The 14,412-nt window shown below is 61.8% G+C and carries 14 protein-coding genes; 7 read left to right on the top strand and 7 right to left on the bottom strand.

From position 1 onward, the window contains the following. The first annotated feature begins 5 nt into the window (after positions 1-5). Together ACKUG4_RS16830 and lnt are read left to right on the top strand one after the other, a co-directional pair. Positions 6-845 carry a CorC family transporter gene (locus ACKUG4_RS16830; protein WP_007909641.1) on the top strand — a complete coding sequence of 280 codons (840 nt, stop codon included), beginning with the start codon at positions 6-8 and terminating at the stop codon, positions 843-845. A gap of 14 nt (positions 846-859) precedes the next feature. Beyond that, positions 860-2,383: an apolipoprotein N-acyltransferase gene (gene lnt, locus ACKUG4_RS16825; RefSeq protein ID WP_445434444.1), complete on the top strand. Its 1,524-nt coding sequence runs from the start codon at positions 860-862 to the stop codon at positions 2,381-2,383. A gap of 73 nt (positions 2,384-2,456) precedes the next feature. Here the strand turns inward: lnt and ACKUG4_RS16820 are convergent, their stop codons facing one another. Both ACKUG4_RS16820 and ACKUG4_RS16815 read right to left on the bottom strand, forming a co-directional pair. Continuing rightward, positions 2,457-3,236 (bottom strand): YdcF family protein, encoded by a 780-nt coding sequence (locus ACKUG4_RS16820; RefSeq protein WP_445434443.1) that lies wholly within the window; start codon positions 3,234-3,236, stop codon positions 2,457-2,459. Positions 3,237-3,341: 105 nt separating this feature from the next. After that, on the bottom strand, positions 3,342-3,665 hold the full coding sequence (locus tag ACKUG4_RS16815; RefSeq protein WP_039771843.1) for a hypothetical protein: 324 nt from the start codon (positions 3,663-3,665) through the stop codon (positions 3,342-3,344). 254 nt (positions 3,666-3,919) lie between these two features. Here ACKUG4_RS16815 and leuS point away from each other — a divergent pair, with 254 nt between their 5' ends. From leuS to ACKUG4_RS16790, 5 genes are all read left to right on the top strand, one after another. Further along, the gene (gene leuS / locus ACKUG4_RS16810; protein ID WP_445434442.1) at positions 3,920-6,526 is read left to right on the top strand and encodes a leucine--tRNA ligase; all 2,607 of its coding nucleotides are present in this window, start codon (positions 3,920-3,922) and stop codon (positions 6,524-6,526) included. Between the two features lie 87 nt (positions 6,527-6,613). Next, positions 6,614-7,219 carry an LPS-assembly lipoprotein LptE gene (locus ACKUG4_RS16805; protein WP_064599662.1) on the top strand — a complete coding sequence of 202 codons (606 nt, stop codon included), beginning with the start codon at positions 6,614-6,616 and terminating at the stop codon, positions 7,217-7,219. Between the two features lie 39 nt (positions 7,220-7,258). Beyond that, complete coding sequence (gene holA / locus ACKUG4_RS16800) at positions 7,259-8,296, top strand: DNA polymerase III subunit delta (RefSeq protein WP_039771848.1); 1,038 nt, start codon at positions 7,259-7,261, stop codon at positions 8,294-8,296. Between the two features lie 141 nt (positions 8,297-8,437). Continuing rightward, positions 8,438-8,602: an alternative ribosome rescue factor ArfA gene (gene arfA / locus ACKUG4_RS16795; RefSeq protein ID WP_007958672.1), complete on the top strand. Its 165-nt coding sequence runs from the start codon at positions 8,438-8,440 to the stop codon at positions 8,600-8,602. A gap of 61 nt (positions 8,603-8,663) precedes the next feature. Then, entirely contained in the window at positions 8,664-9,986 is a 1,323-nt protein-coding gene (locus tag ACKUG4_RS16790) for a lytic murein transglycosylase (protein ID WP_440816938.1), read from the top strand. Positions 9,987-10,037: 51 nt separating this feature from the next. On the opposite strand, the gene ACKUG4_RS16785 is transcribed toward ACKUG4_RS16790, so the two are convergent. The 5 genes from ACKUG4_RS16785 to ACKUG4_RS16765 form a co-directional block, all read right to left on the bottom strand. Then, positions 10,038-10,985 carry a S66 peptidase family protein gene (locus ACKUG4_RS16785; RefSeq protein ID WP_445434441.1) on the bottom strand — a complete coding sequence of 316 codons (948 nt, stop codon included), beginning with the start codon at positions 10,983-10,985 and terminating at the stop codon, positions 10,038-10,040. Positions 10,986-11,159: 174 nt separating this feature from the next. Next, positions 11,160-12,158: a lipoyl synthase gene (gene lipA, locus ACKUG4_RS16780; RefSeq protein ID WP_162130488.1), complete on the bottom strand. Its 999-nt coding sequence runs from the start codon at positions 12,156-12,158 to the stop codon at positions 11,160-11,162. A gap of 25 nt (positions 12,159-12,183) precedes the next feature. Then, positions 12,184-12,831 (bottom strand): lipoyl(octanoyl) transferase LipB, encoded by a 648-nt coding sequence (lipB, locus tag ACKUG4_RS16775; RefSeq protein WP_039771855.1) that lies wholly within the window; start codon positions 12,829-12,831, stop codon positions 12,184-12,186. Further along, entirely contained in the window at positions 12,831-13,106 is a 276-nt protein-coding gene (locus ACKUG4_RS16770; RefSeq protein WP_011336094.1) for a DUF493 domain-containing protein, read from the bottom strand. Before ACKUG4_RS16770 ends, lipB begins: the two co-directional genes overlap by 1 nt. A gap of 84 nt (positions 13,107-13,190) precedes the next feature. Continuing rightward, complete coding sequence (locus ACKUG4_RS16765; RefSeq protein WP_445434440.1) at positions 13,191-14,348, bottom strand: D-alanyl-D-alanine carboxypeptidase family protein; 1,158 nt, start codon at positions 14,346-14,348, stop codon at positions 13,191-13,193. Positions 14,349-14,412 lie beyond the last annotated feature (64 nt).

Below are 14,412 nucleotides of genomic sequence, written 5' to 3'. Positions count from 1 at the left end.
TCGCTATGAGCGAAGATCGATCGAGCAACGGGCAAAAGTCATGGCTGGGTAAACTGACCCAGGCTTTTGCCCACGAGCCGAAGAACCGCCAGGAGCTGCTTGAGCTGCTGCGCGATGCACATCAGAACAAACTGCTGGACAGCGAAGCGCTGGCCATCGTCGAAGGCGCCATCCAGGTGGCTGACCTGCAGGTTCGCGACATCATGGTGCCGCGCTCGCAGATGATCAGCATCAAGGCGACCCAGACACCCCGCGAATTCCTCCCCGCCGTGGTCGACTCGGCCCACTCGCGCTACCCGGTCATCGGCGAAAGCCATGACGACGTGATGGGCGTGCTGCTGGCCAAGGATCTGCTGCCACTGATCCTCAAGGAGAACGGCGACAGCTTCAACATCAAGGACCTGCTGCGCCCGGCCACCTTCGTGCCGGAGTCCAAGCGCCTGAACGTGTTGCTGCGCGAATTCCGCGCCAACCACAACCACATGGCCATCGTGATCGACGAATACGGTGGTGTGGCCGGTCTGGTGACCATCGAAGACGTGCTCGAGCAGATCGTCGGCGACATCGAAGACGAACACGACGTCGAAGAAGACAGCTACATCAAGCCGCTGCCCAGCGGTGATTTCCTGATCAAGGCCCTGACGCCGATCGAAAACTTCAACGAGTTCTTCGACAGCGAATTCTCCGACGACGAGTTCGACACCGTCGGCGGGCTGGTGATGAGCGCGTTCGGGCACTTGCCAAAACGCAACGAAATCACTGAAATCGGCGCCTATCGCTTCCGCATCCTGAACGCCGACAGCCGTCGGATTCACTTGCTGCGACTCACGCCAATCGCCCGGTAAATTTAAGGACTGAAATGCGCTGGACAACCCGCCCCGGCTGGCCCGGTAACCTGCTGGCCGTGGCGGCCGGTGCAATCACCACCTTCGCGCTGGCACCGTTCGATCTCTGGCCGCTGGCCCTGCTGGCGGTCGGCCTGTTCTATGCCGGCCTGCGCGAGCTGAGCCCGCGTCAGGCACTGGGTCGTGGCTGGTGCTTCGGTTTCGGCCTGTTTGGCGCCGGCACCAGCTGGATCTATTACAGCATCCACCATTTCGGCGGCGCTTCGGTGCTGCTGGCCGGTTTCCTGATGCTGATCTTCACGGCGGCCATTGCCTGGTTCTTCGCCCTTCCCGCCTGGCTCTGGGCGCGCTGGTTGCGGCGTAGCGAAGCGCCGGTGGCCGACGCCCTTGCATTTGCGGCGCTATGGGTAGGCCAGGAAGCTTTCCGCGGCTGGTTCCTCACCGGTTTTCCGTGGCTGTATTCCGGTTACAGCCAGCTCGATGGCCCGTTGGCCGGACTCGCGCCGGTGGGCGGCATGTGGCTGGTGTCGTTCGTCCTCGCACTGACCGCTGCACTGATCTACAACGCACCGCGCCTGCTGCAAACCCGCCGCAAAGCCTTCATCGCTGCCGGCCTGGTATTGCTGATCGGGCCGTGGGCGGCGGGCATTGCGCTCAAGGGCCATGCCTGGACCAGCCCGGCCGGCGCGCCGCTGACCGTTGCCGCCATCCAGGGGAACGTCGCGCAAAGCATGAAATGGGACCCGGCCGAACTCAATGCGCAACTGGCGCTGTACCGCGATCTGAGTTTCCGCTCCAAACCGGTGGATCTTTTGATCTGGCCGGAAACCGCCGTGCCGGTGCTCAAGGAGTCCGCCGAGGGCTACCTGACCATGATGGGCAACTTCGCCGCCGAGCGTAAATCGGCGCTGATCACCGGCGTGCCGATCCGCGAAATGGTCCGTCACGAAAAACGCTTCTTCAACGGCATCACCGTAGTCGGCGAAGGCGATGGCACTTATCTGAAGCAGAAACTGGTGCCGTTCGGCGAATACGTACCGTTGCAGGACATCCTGCGCGGGCTGATCGCGTTCTTCGACCTGCCGATGTCCGACTTCGCCCGCGGCCCTGCCGATCAGGCGCTGTTGCAAGCGAAGGGCTACCAGATCGCGCCGTTCATCTGCTACGAAGTGGTGTATCCGGAATTCGCCGCAGGCCTGGCGGCACGCAGCGATCTGCTGCTGACGATCAGCAACGACACCTGGTTCGGTACGTCGATCGGCCCGCTGCAACACCTGCAAATGGCGCAGATGCGCGCGCTTGAAGCCGGACGCTGGATGATTCGCGCGACCAACAACGGCGTGACCGGGCTGATCAACCCGTTCGGCCAGATCACCGAGCGAATTCCGCAGTTCGAGCAGGGCGTGCTCTACGGCGAAGTGGTGCCGATGCACAACCTGACGCCGTATCTGCAATGGCGCTCGTGGCCGCTGATCATCCTGTGTGTGGTGCTGTTCGGCTGGGCGCTGATGACCAACCGGATGTCCAAGACGCTCTGAGAAATCGCCCGCTCCCACAGGTGACCACTGTGGGAGCGGGCTTGCTCGCGAAAGCGCCATCAACGACAACGCATCAATCGGTGCTGCCATTCCCTCGGTAGAACAGCGAATAGCCGATCTGCCCCACCGCCTCATTCATCAACTGCCCGCTCTGCCAGATCGACTTGAACTCCGGCAGCCAGCCGCCGAACGGTCGCGCATTGTCCGTGCCGAGGAAACCGACCGGCGCCGGCACGACCTCGAACCCGGCCTGTTGATAACTCCACACCGCTCGCGGCATATGCCAGGCCTGGGTGACCAGCACGATGCGTTTGACGCCTTCCGGCAACAGCATTTTGGCGCTGAATTCGGCGTTCTCCCACGTAGTGCGGCTCTCTCCCTCCTGCCAGCGCACGGTCACGCCGAAGTCATCGCGCAGCGAATCCGCCATCAGCTTCGCCTCGGTCGGCGGCGTACCGTAATGCAGGCCGCCGCTGGTCAGAATCGGCAGCCCGGACGCCTTGGCCAGTCGCGCCGCATAACGTTGGCGCTCCAGCCCGACACCGGTCGGTTGATCTTCACCCCAGGCCAGATCGCCGCGCTCGCGGCCGGAGCCCAGCACCACAATCGCATCGGCGCGCTGCGCCAGGCTTTTCCATGCTTCCCGGGCCAGCGGCGGCTCGCGCTCCAGGGCTTTGGCGCCCCATTGCACGACCACCGGCAAACTCATCAGCAAGAAGCCACCAAAACCCAGGGCGAAACACAGCCCGGCCAGTCGCGGCCGCGAACGTCGCAACCACCAGGCGACGAGTAGCAGCAACAAGAGAAGGCCTGGCGGCAATAGAAGTTGTTTAATGAAATAACGAAAAGGCATCGAGCATCTCCAGAGATGCCCGAAGCCTAAGTGGGTTGATACAGCGCGACAACCAGTAGGGTCGGATCCCGTTGAAAAAGATCCGCTTTTTGACCTGCCATGCGTTTACTTGGCCTGCAGAGTCCGCACTTTGACGGCGTCTCTGCCGGGTGCCTTGTCCTTGAGCCAGATGACCTTGGCCGAATGGGCAGCATCGAGCTGTTTCACTGCTTGTGACAGGTATCCGTGGGTTTCACGCTCACTGCGATCCAGATAGGCCTTGACCAGTTTGAACTCGGCGGGACTCAAGCCACGCAATTCCAGCTCCAGGGGGCGCTCGTCGCGCAGCCTTCCAGCGGTTTTCGCCGCGTCCAGGGCCATCCCCAGACGATCGATCAACCGCTCGTACAACTCGGGTTTGGTAACGTTTTTTTGCTGTGACTCCACCATCCCTCACCTCATTGAAGATAAGACTCACTCCCCAGTTAGAGCTTAGCTTCGCTGCACAAACCGGCTGCGTGCCGCGACCAACGGCCCTCGCCGCGATTTCGGCCGGTCAAACGGCTGCAATCAGGGTTTCCCTAGGCCAAGCGCGGTCATGTATGCTACGGCGCTTCCTGTAACTCCACTTCCAGCTCGTCCGACATGCCCGGGACGTCGCATTGAAGAGGATTAGGCCACCCCTATCCAGTACAAAAGTAGCCATGCACGAACAATATCAGCCCCGTGAAATCGAAGCCGCCGCCCAATCGTTCTGGGACGAGCAAAAGTCCTTTGAAGTCAGTGAACAGCCAGGCAAGGAAACCTACTACTGCCTGTCGATGTTCCCTTACCCCAGCGGCAAGCTACACATGGGGCACGTGCGCAACTACACCATCGGCGACGTGATCTCCCGCTACCAGCGCATGCTCGGCAAGAACGTTCTGCAACCGATGGGTTGGGACGCCTTCGGCATGCCGGCGGAAAACGCCGCGATGAAGAACAACGTGGCCCCGGCCAAGTGGACCTACGAAAACATCGCCTACATGAAATCCCAGCTGCGTAGCCTGGGCCTGGCGGTCGACTGGTCGCGGGAAGTCACCACCTGCAAACCGGATTACTACCGCTGGGAACAATGGCTGTTCACTCGCCTGTTCGAAAAAGGCGTGATCTACCGCAAGAATGGCACCGTGAACTGGGACCCGATCGACCAGACCGTTCTGGCCAACGAACAGGTGATCGACGGTCGCGGCTGGCGTTCCGGCGCGCTGATCGAAAAGCGCGAAATCCCGATGTACTACTTCAAGATCACCGCCTACGCGGATGAGCTGCTGGAGAGCCTCGACGAACTGACCGGCTGGCCTGAGCAGGTCAAGACCATGCAGCGCAACTGGATCGGCAAGTCGCGCGGGATGGAAGTGCAGTTCCCGTACAACGTCGACTCGATCGGCGAAACCGGCACCCTGAAAGTCTTCACCACCCGTCCGGACACCCTGATGGGCGCAACTTATGTTGCCGTGGCCGCCGAGCACCACCTGGCCGCTCTCGCCGCGAAGAACAACCCTGAGCTGCAAGCGTTCATCGCCGAATGCAAGGGCGGCAGCGTCGCCGAAGCCGACGTCGCCACTCAAGAGAAGAAAGGCCTGCCGACCGGGTTGTTCGTCGAGCACCCGCTGACCGGCGAAAAACTGCCGGTGTGGGTCGCCAACTATGTACTGATGCACTACGGCGACGGCGCGGTCATGGCTGTGCCGGCGCACGACGAGCGCGATTTCGAATTCGCCCACAAGTACAACCTGCCGGTCAAATCCGTGGTGCGCACCAGCTCCGGTGACACCAACCCGGCGCCATGGCAGGACGCCTACGGCGAGCACGGCACGCTGATCAACTCCGGCGAATTCGACGGTCTGGACTTCGCTGGCGCGTTCGACGCCATGGAAGTCGCCCTGATCAAGAAAAACCTCGGCGCCTCGCGCACCCAGTTCCGCCTGCGCGACTGGGGCATCAGCCGTCAGCGCTACTGGGGCTGCCCGATCCCGATCATCCACTGCGATGCCTGCGGCGACGTGCCGGTGCCGGAAGATCAACTGCCGGTCGTCCTGCCGGAAGACGTGGTGCCGGACGGCGCCGGTTCGCCGCTGGCACGCATGCCCGAGTTCTACGAGTGCACCTGCCCGAAATGCGGTCAGCCTGCCAAGCGTGAAACCGACACCATGGACACCTTCGTCGAGTCGTCCTGGTACTACGCCCGTTACGCCTCGCCGCACTTCGAAGGCGGTCTGGTGGAAAAATCCGCGGCCGACCACTGGTTGCCGGTGGATCAGTACATCGGTGGTATTGAACACGCCATTCTTCACCTGCTGTACGCGCGTTTCTTCCACAAGCTGATGCGCGACGAAGGCCTGGTGAGCTCCAACGAGCCGTTCAAGAACCTGCTGACTCAAGGCATGGTGATTGCCGAGACTTACTATCGCCGCGAAGCCAACGGCGCCTACACCTGGTTCAACCCGGCGGACGTCGATCTCGAACGCGACGGCAAGGGCAACGTCACCAGCGCCAGACTGAAAACCGACGGTCTGCCGGTGGAAATCGGCGGCACCGAGAAAATGGCCAAGTCGAAGAACAACGGCGTCGACCCTCAATCGATGATCGACCAGTTCGGCGCGGACACCTGCCGCCTGTTCATGATGTTCGCCTCGCCGCCCGACATGAGCGCCGCGTGGTCCGACTCCGGCGTTGAAGGTTCGCACCGCTTCCTCAAGCGCGTCTGGCGTCTGGCTCAGGCCCACGTCACTCAGGGCCTGCCGGGCAAACTGGACATCGCCGGCCTGAACGACGAGCAGAAAGCCGTTCGTCGCGCGATCCACCAGGCGATCAAGCAGGCCAGCCATGACGTCGGCCAGAATCACAAATTCAACACCGCCATCGCCCAGGTGATGACGCTGATGAACGTGCTGGAAAAAGCAGCACAATCCACCGAACAGGATCGCGCACTGGTTCAGGAAGGTCTGGAAGCCGTTACGCTGTTGCTGGCTCCGATCACCCCGCACATTTGCCACGAACTGTGGAATCAACTGGGCCACGCCGACCCTGTGATCGACGCCGGCTGGCCAGTGGTGGATGAAAGCGCACTCGTCCAGGACAGCCTGACCCTGGTGATCCAGGTCAACGGCAAGCTGCGTGGCCAGATCGAAATGCCGGCCGCCGCGACCCGTGAAGAAGTCGAAGCGGCAGCCCGTGCCAACGAGAACGTACTGCGTTTCGTTGACGGCCTGACGATTCGCAAAGTGATCGTAGTGCCCGGGAAACTGGTCAATATCGTCGCCAGCTAATTGGATCGGGCGTCAGGTGTGCCTGACGCCCAGTAAAACCTTTCGGGCCACAGAGTCGGCCCACATGGTTTCAAGGGGAGCAACACAATGATCAAACGCAATCTGCTGGTGATGGGCCTCGCCGTCCTGTTGAGCGCCTGCGGTTTCCAGCTGCGTGGTACCGGCACCAACGAACTTTCGATCAAGGAGCTCGATCTGAGCGCCCGCAACGCCTACGGCGAAACCGTGACGCAACTGCGTCAGGTGCTGGAGGCCAGCGGCGTCAAGGTCGTTTCCGGTGCACCGTACAAGCTTTACCTGTCCGATGAGCAGGAAAGCCAGCGCATCCTCAGCTACGCGGGCGCCGGTCGTACTGGCGAATATCAGGTGAGCACCGTGCTGACCTACGATATCCGCGGCGAAAAGGACCTGTTGCTCAAGAGCGACAAGCTTGAAGTGCAGAAAGTGTTCATCCACGACGGCAACAACCTCGTGGGTTCCGACCAGGAAGCCAACGATGCCCGCCGTGAAACACAACGCGAACTGGTACAGCGCATGATGCTGCGTCTGCAACAGCTGACACCGGCACAGCTGGACGCTCTGCAGCAAACCGCCAACGCACGGGCCAAGGCAGAAGCCGACGCCCTCGAAGCGGCACAGAAGGCTGAAGCGGAAACCCCGCGCCAGTCGCCGCTCGAACTGCCGCAGCAGTAAGACGTTCGGGGCGCTCAGGCGCCCCGTTCGCCCTCTCTTATGAAGCTCGCTCCCGCCCAACTCGGCAAACACCTGCAAGGCGCTCTTGCGCCGGTCTACATCATCAGCGGCGATGACCCGCTGCTGTGTCAGGAAGCCGCCGACGCCATTCGCTCCGCTGCCCGCCAGCAAGGGTTCGACGAACGTCAGGTGTTTGCCGCCGACGCCAATTTCGATTGGGGTACGTTGCTGCAGGCCGGCGCCAGCATGTCGCTGTTCGCTGAAAAACGCCTGCTGGAACTGCGCCTGCCTTCGGGCAAGCCCGGTGACAAGGGCGCCGCCGCACTGATCGAATATTGCTCGCGCCCGGCTGAAGACACGGTGCTGCTGATCAGCCTGCCGAAGCTCGACGGCAGCGCGCAGAAGACCAAGTGGGGCAAGGCGCTGGTCGAGGGTCAGCAGACCCAGTTCGTGCAGATCTGGCCGGTGGATGCCAACCAGTTGCCGAGCTGGATTCGTCAGCGCCTGTCCCAGGCCGGCTTGTCGGCCAGTCAGGACGCGGTCGAACTGATTGCCGCGCGGGTCGAAGGCAACCTGCTGGCCGCTGCGCAAGAGATCGAAAAGCTCAAGCTGATGGCCGAGGGCGGACAGATCACCATCGAAACCGTACAGGCGGCCGTGGCCGACAGTGCGCGTTTCGACGTGTTCGGCCTGACCGATGCAGTGCTCAACGGCGAACCGGCCCACGCCCTGCGCATGCTCGAAGGGCTGCGCGGTGAAGGGGTCGAGCCGCCGGTGATCCTCTGGGCCCTGGCCCGTGAGTTACGCCTGCTGGCCAACATCTCGTTGCAATACAGCCAGGGCACGCCGCTGGACAAGTGCTTCAGTCAGGCTAAACCGCCGGTCTGGGACAAGCGCAAACCGCTGATGAGCAAGGCCCTGCAACGCTACTCGGCGCAACGCTGGGCACAGTTGCTGCTCGAAGCCCAGCGCATCGATGCGCAGATCAAGGGCCAGGCGGCGGGCTCGCCGTGGATGAGCCTGAGCCGGTTGGCGCTGCTGATGGCCGGTCAGCGCCTGACATTGCCTGCCGAATGAATTCCGAGATCGCGCGCTGCGATCCCGTTTTTTTACCGAGTCCATTTCCTACAGAACATCCCGCTGTCGGTCCTATAGACAGACGCTCTAGATCGGCAGATTATCTGCCGCGCAAAACCTCACTCAATCGAGAGAATCATCATGAGCAAAAAGCCATCGAAACATGGCCACAACAAGGCCAAATCCATCGTCGCCCAACCCCTGTTCCGCAGCCGTCAGGAACGACCAACCAAGGGTAAAGGCAGCTACCGCCGCGAAGCCTTCCAGTCTGACAGCTGGGAGGCTTCTTACTTTCTGGCCGCTTGAAGCGCAGCACCCCTTCCTCATGTTAAGGTCTGCACCTGATTCGTATTCCCTGGACCCGTGCATGCCCCTCAGTCTTTCCCGTCGTTGGCCCTTTCGCCAACTGATCGCTGCCTCCAGCTTCGTATTGCTCGTCGCCTGCGCGGAAAAACCCACCGCCGCTGACGCTCAACCGCTTCAGACCGTCCCCGTTGCCACAGCCCCAGCGGTCATCCCGCCGGTAGTGCCGTCCGGTGACAACCTCGACCTGCAACCGACCCAGACCTTTGCCGAATGGCAGGCCGGTTTCCGCAAGGAAGCCCTGGCCGCCGGCATTCGTGCCGACCTGTTCGACCGTGCCTTCGCCAATGTCAGCTTCGATGCCAGCGTGATTCGCGCCGACCGCAGCCAGCCGGAATTCGCCCGGCCGGTCTGGGAATACCTGGATGGCGCACTGTCGCCGTTGCGCGTGCGCAAAGGCCAGGCACTGATCAGCCAGTACGCCGATATTCTGCAAAGCATCGAGCAGCGTTATGGCGTTGACCGTCAGGCGTTGGTCTCGGTGTGGGGCATGGAAAGCAACTTCGGCCAGTTCCAGGGCAGCAAGTCGGTGATCAACTCGCTGGCGACCCTGGCCTATGAAGGTCGCCGCCCGGGCTTTGCCCATGCGCAGCTGATTGCGGCGCTGCAGATCCTGCAACAGGGCGACATCACGCCGGAGAAAATGCTCGGCTCCTGGGCCGGCGCAATGGGCCAGACCCAGTTCATCCCGACCACCTACAACACCCATGCTGTGGACTTTGACGGTGACGGTCGCCGCGACATCTGGGGCAGCCCGGCTGACGCATTGGCCTCCACCGCGCACTACCTGCAAAGCTCCGGCTGGCAGCGTGGCCAGCCGTGGGGCTTCGAAGTGCAACTGCCAAGCGGTTTCAACTACACCTTGGCCGACGGCGCTATTCGAAAAAGCGTCGCTGAATGGCGGCAACTGGGCGTGATCCTGCCGAACGGCGGCCAGGTGCCGGCCGGCTCCGAGCAACTGTCTGCTGCTCTGCTGCTGCCGGCTGGCTACCGTGGCCCGGCGTTCCTGATCCTCGATAACTTCCGGGCGATCCTCAAGTACAACAATTCGTCGTCCTACGCACTGGCCGTCAGCCTGTTGTCCGAGCGCTTCAACGGCGCCGGCCTGATCAATGGCACCTGGCCAAAAGACGACCTGCCGTTGAGCCGCACCGAGCGGATCGAACTGCAAAACCTGTTGACCGCGCGCAACTACGACGCAGGCACCGCCGACGGGATCATCGGTGCCAATACGCGCAAGGCGATTCGCGCTGCGCAGCAGTCATTCGGCTGGCCGGCGGATGGTTATCCGACGCACAAGCTGCTGGAAAGCCTGCGTAACCAGTAAAAACAAAAAGACCGCCGCCTCTTCAGGCGGCGGTCTTTTTTTGCGGCTCGATCAGCGAATCACCACATCCTGTTCCAGCATCAACTCCTTCTTCCCTGCGTCCAGTCGAACCAGCGCCCCCAGCGGCAACGTCAGGTTCGGATCGCAGTGCCCGCTGCGCCAGCCGGACAGCACCGGAATCCGCAGGGGTTCAAAGGTCTGCTTGAGCAAGCCGTTCAAGGCCTCGACATCCACACCCGCCACGTCCCCGACCAACACGCCGCGCAATCTGGCCAACTTGCCCGCCAGACGCATCTGGGTCAGCAAGCGGTCGATCCGGTACAGCGGCTCGTTGATGTCCTCGATGAGCAGAATCACCCCTTCGACATCGATTTCGTAAGGCGTGCCAAGAGTCGAGGCGATCATTGCCAGATTACCGCCCTGCAAACGTCCGTGGGCAATGCCGGGCTCCACGGTGGTCAACGGATAAGCCGCTGGATGACTCAGTACACTGCCGGCCTTCAACTGACCGCGCAGCATGGCGAAGAACGAGGTCACCGTCGGCGGTTCCTTGTCCCCCAGCAGATCGGCATTCAACAACGGCCCATGAAAGGTCACGAACCCGGCGTAGCGACTGATGGCCAGGTGCAGTGCGGTGATGTCGCTGTAACCGACGAAGGGCTTGGCATGACGGCTCAGCAGGTCGTAATCGATCCGATCCAGCAACCTTGGCGTGCCGTAACCACCGCGCAGGCAAATGATCGCATCGACCTCTTCGTCAGCGAACGCCGCGTGCAGATCGTTGAGCCGCACCTCGTCGCTGCCGGCCAGATAACCGTCCTTTTCATAGACGCCCGGGAACACCCGTAAACCGTAACCCCGGGCGCGCATCCACTGAACGGCCTTTTCGGTATCCAGCGTGCCGGGGCCGGCGGGCGCAATGACGCCGATCAGCCCTTCCGACGGCAGTGCGGGCACAGACTTGTGCGGAAAAAGGGTGTGGGTCGGTCGAACGGTCATCCATGGATCTCCCTGTGTGAAGTCATGCTCACACAGTAGTCAGGAACGGCGACAAACAGAAGAGGCTCGGCTGCGCCGCAGATTGCAGGAGAAGTCAGTAACGAGTGTAGGCCGGGCAAAAAAATGCCCGCCGGGCGATAAACCCCGGCGGGCATTCTTTCATTCAGCGCTGAATCAGGAACCGAGCAGCTCGGCCTTGACCAGTTTCGCTTGCTCGTCAGCGTGGTACGAAGAACGCACCAACGGGCCGGACGCGACGTTCTTGAAGCCCATCTTGTAACCTTCCTCGGCGAACCAGGCGAAGGTGTCCGGGTGCACGAAACGCTGCACCGGCAAGTGGCTGCGGGACGGTTGCAGATACTGGCCCAGGGTCAGCATGTCGATGTCGTGTTCGCGCATGCGCTTCATGACTTCGATGACTTCGTCGTCGGTCTCGCCCAAGCCGAGCATCAGGCCGGATTTGGTCGGGATGTGCGGCATCATCTGCTTGAAGCGTTGCAGCAGGGTCAGCGACCACTGGTAGTCCGAACCCGGACGCGCAGCCTTGTACAGGCGCGGTACGGTTTCCAGGTTGTGGTTGAACACATCCGGCGGCTCGGCAGCGGTGATTTCCAGGGCGATGTCCATGCGGCCACGGTAGTCCGGGACCAGTGTCTCGAGCTGCACGTTCGGCGACAGTTTGCGGATTTCGCGGATGCAGTCGGCGAAGTGCTGGGCACCGCCGTCACGCAGGTCGTCGCGGTCAACCGAGGTGATCACCACGTACTTGAGCTTCAGATCGGCGATGGCGATGGCCAGGCTTTCCGGCTCGTTGACGTCCAGTGGCTTCGGACGACCGTGGCCAACGTCGCAGAACGGGCAACGACGGGTGCAGATGTCACCCATGATCATGAAGGTCGCGGTGCCGCCGGAGAAGCACTCGCCCAGGTTCGGGCAGGAGGCCTCTTCGCAGACGCTGTGCAGCTTGTGTTTGCGCAGCAGGCTCTTGATGCGGTCGACTTCCGGCGAAACCGGGATGCGCACGCGGATCCAGTCGGGTTTCTTCGGCAGTTCGGTGGTCGGAATGATCTTCACCGGGATGCGTGCAACCTTCTCGGCGCCGCGCAGCTTGACGCCGGCTTCAACCTTGGGACGCGGGGCCGGGCGCTCGGTCACGTCGAGCGTCGGGATCATGGTTTGCACTGCATCAGTAGTCATATCAGTCGATTCCGCCCGTCAGGGTCGTCTGCTCAGCATAGTCGAGGTGTTTGACGAGCTGCGCGCGCAGCCGGGCACTTACCTCGGCAAATTCAATCGATCCTGCGTGCTCGCTCAGCTGGGTCATCGCCAGCCCGGCATAGCCGCAGGGATTAATCCGTCGAAACGGTTCCAGGTTCATGTCCACGTTCAGGGCCAGGCCATGAAAGGAACAACCGTGGCGAATCCGCAAACCCAGAGAAGCGATCTTCGCTCCGTCGACGTAGACGCCGGGAGCATCCGGCTTGGCCACGGCGGTCACGCCGTAGCTGGCCAGCAGTTCGATCAGGCAGCGCTCCATGCGGCTGACCAGATCGCGCACGCCGAAACCGAGTCGGCGCACATCCAGCAGCAGATAGGCTACCAACTGGCCTGGGCCATGGTAGGTCACCTGACCGCCGCGGTCGACCTGCACCACCGGAATGTCTCCCGGCAGCAACAGGTGCTCGGCCTTGCCGGCCTGGCCCTGGGTGAACACCGGCGGGTGTTCCACCAGCCAGATTTCGTCCGGGGCCGTGGTGCCACGCTCGTTGGTAAAACGCTGCATGGCCTGCCAGACCGGCTCGTAAGCCATCTGGCCAAGCTCGCGAAAGCCCAGCGTGCCGGGCATCACAGCACCATGTGCACGAAACCGGTAGCCCGCAGTTCGCTGTTGATGTTGTACAGCTGATCCTGGTCGGTCGCGACGATGTGCAACTGAATGGTGGTGTACTTGCCGTTGCTGCTTTGACGCTCGTCGACACGCTCATCGTTGATCCTGGCGTGTTTCTTGACGATGTCGATGATCTTGTCTTTGTTGCCGACGCCCGTATCGCTGATCACCTTAACCGGATAATCAACCTGGGGAAATTCGATCTTTGGCGCCTTTACTTCGGTATCGGTCATGGCGTAACGGCCTCGTAAGCGTAAGCCCGGTAACGAACAAGGCCCCGCTCCGGATCGGAACGGGGCCATGCAGGTCAACTCGAATCAGTTGAACAAGCCGTAGAAGAATAGACGGATGCTATCCCACATGCGGCGGAAGATACCACCCTCCTCGACAGCGTCCAGGGCGATCAGGTCGGCGCTGTGCACCACCTTGTCGTCCAGTTTCACTTCGACTTTACCGATCACGTCGCCCTTGGCGATTGGCGCGGTCAGTTGCGGGTTCATGGTCATGCTGGCAGCGAGCTTCTTCAGCTGGCCTTTCGGCAGGGTCATGGTCAGGTCCTGAGCCAGACCGGCCTTGACCTGGCTGGTAGTGCCTTTCCACACCGGGGCCTGAGCCAGTTCGGTGCCCTTCTGGTAGAAGGTCTGGGTTTCGAAGAAGCGGAAACCGTAGGTCAGCAGCTTCTGGGTCTCGGCGGCGCGAGCCACTTCGCTGTTGGTGCCGAACACCACGGCGATCAGGCGCATGCCGTCACGTACGGCCGAGGACACCATGCAGTAGCCGGCTTCGTCGGTGTGACCGGTTTTCAGACCGTCGACGGTCTTGTCGCGCCACAGCAGCAGGTTGCGGTTAGGCTGTTTGATGCCGTTCCAGAAGAACTCTTTCTGCGAGTAGATCGCGTAGTGAGCCGGATCTTCGTGGATGATCGCGCGCGCCAGGATCGCCATGTCGTGAGCCGACGAGTAGTGCTCGGGGTTCGGCAGACCGGTCGGGTTCATGAAGTGGGTATTGGTCATGCCCAGATCGGAGACGGTTTTGTTCATCAGGTCGGCGAAGGCGTCTTCGCTGCCCGCGATGTGTTCAGCCACCGCGACGCTGGCGTCGTTGCCGGACTGGATGATGATGCCGTGCAGCAGGTCGCTGACAGTGACCTGCGAGCCGACCTTGATGAACATCCGCGAACCGCCGGTGCGCCAGGCGTTTTCGCTGACGGTCACCGGGTCGTTTTCACCGATCTGGCCGCGACGGATTTCCAGCGTGGCGATGTACGCGGTCATCAGTTTGGTCAGGCTGGCCGGCGGCAGACGCTGGTCACCGTTGTTCTCCACCAGCACGTTGCCGCTGTTGGCATCCATGAGCACGTAGGATTTGGCGGCCAGTTGTGGTGGCGACGGCATCATCTCGGCCGCGAACGCGGCAGGCGAGAGGAGCAGCGGGACTAGCAGACACAGGCGTTTGGCAAAGGTGGTGATGTTCATCCGTCTCTCGAAATCGCTAATGGAAACTGTCCTTGCGGACAAAATTAATCAGATGGCTTTCTAA

This window comes from Candidatus Pseudomonas auctus, from assembly GCF_048654275.1.
Classification (GTDB): Bacteria; Pseudomonadota; Gammaproteobacteria; order Pseudomonadales; family Pseudomonadaceae; genus Aquipseudomonas; species Aquipseudomonas pharyngis.
Note: the sequence above shows the minus strand (reverse complement) of the source record. Positions and strands in the feature narration are given on the sequence as shown.

Coding starts and splice junctions, on each gene's coding strand:
- ACKUG4_RS16830 (WP_007909641.1), top strand. CDS start 6: ATGAGCGAAGATCGATCGAGCAACGGGCAAAAGTCATGGCTGGGTAAA.
- lnt (WP_445434444.1), top strand. CDS start 860: ATGCGCTGGACAACCCGCCCCGGCTGGCCCGGTAACCTGCTGGCCGTG.
- ACKUG4_RS16820 (WP_445434443.1), bottom strand. CDS start 3,236: ATGCCTTTTCGTTATTTCATTAAACAACTTCTATTGCCGCCAGGCCTT.
- ACKUG4_RS16815 (WP_039771843.1), bottom strand. CDS start 3,665: ATGGTGGAGTCACAGCAAAAAAACGTTACCAAACCCGAGTTGTACGAG.
- leuS (WP_445434442.1), top strand. CDS start 3,920: ATGCACGAACAATATCAGCCCCGTGAAATCGAAGCCGCCGCCCAATCG.
- ACKUG4_RS16805 (WP_064599662.1), top strand. CDS start 6,614: ATGATCAAACGCAATCTGCTGGTGATGGGCCTCGCCGTCCTGTTGAGC.
- holA (WP_039771848.1), top strand. CDS start 7,259: ATGAAGCTCGCTCCCGCCCAACTCGGCAAACACCTGCAAGGCGCTCTT.
- arfA (WP_007958672.1), top strand. CDS start 8,438: ATGAGCAAAAAGCCATCGAAACATGGCCACAACAAGGCCAAATCCATC.
- ACKUG4_RS16790 (WP_440816938.1), top strand. CDS start 8,664: ATGCCCCTCAGTCTTTCCCGTCGTTGGCCCTTTCGCCAACTGATCGCT.
- ACKUG4_RS16785 (WP_445434441.1), bottom strand. CDS start 10,985: ATGACCGTTCGACCGACCCACACCCTTTTTCCGCACAAGTCTGTGCCC.
- lipA (WP_162130488.1), bottom strand. CDS start 12,158: ATGATCCCGACGCTCGACGTGACCGAGCGCCCGGCCCCGCGTCCCAAG.
- lipB (WP_039771855.1), bottom strand. CDS start 12,831: ATGCCCGGCACGCTGGGCTTTCGCGAGCTTGGCCAGATGGCTTACGAG.
- ACKUG4_RS16770 (WP_011336094.1), bottom strand. CDS start 13,106: ATGACCGATACCGAAGTAAAGGCGCCAAAGATCGAATTTCCCCAGGTT.
- ACKUG4_RS16765 (WP_445434440.1), bottom strand. CDS start 14,348: ATGAACATCACCACCTTTGCCAAACGCCTGTGTCTGCTAGTCCCGCTG.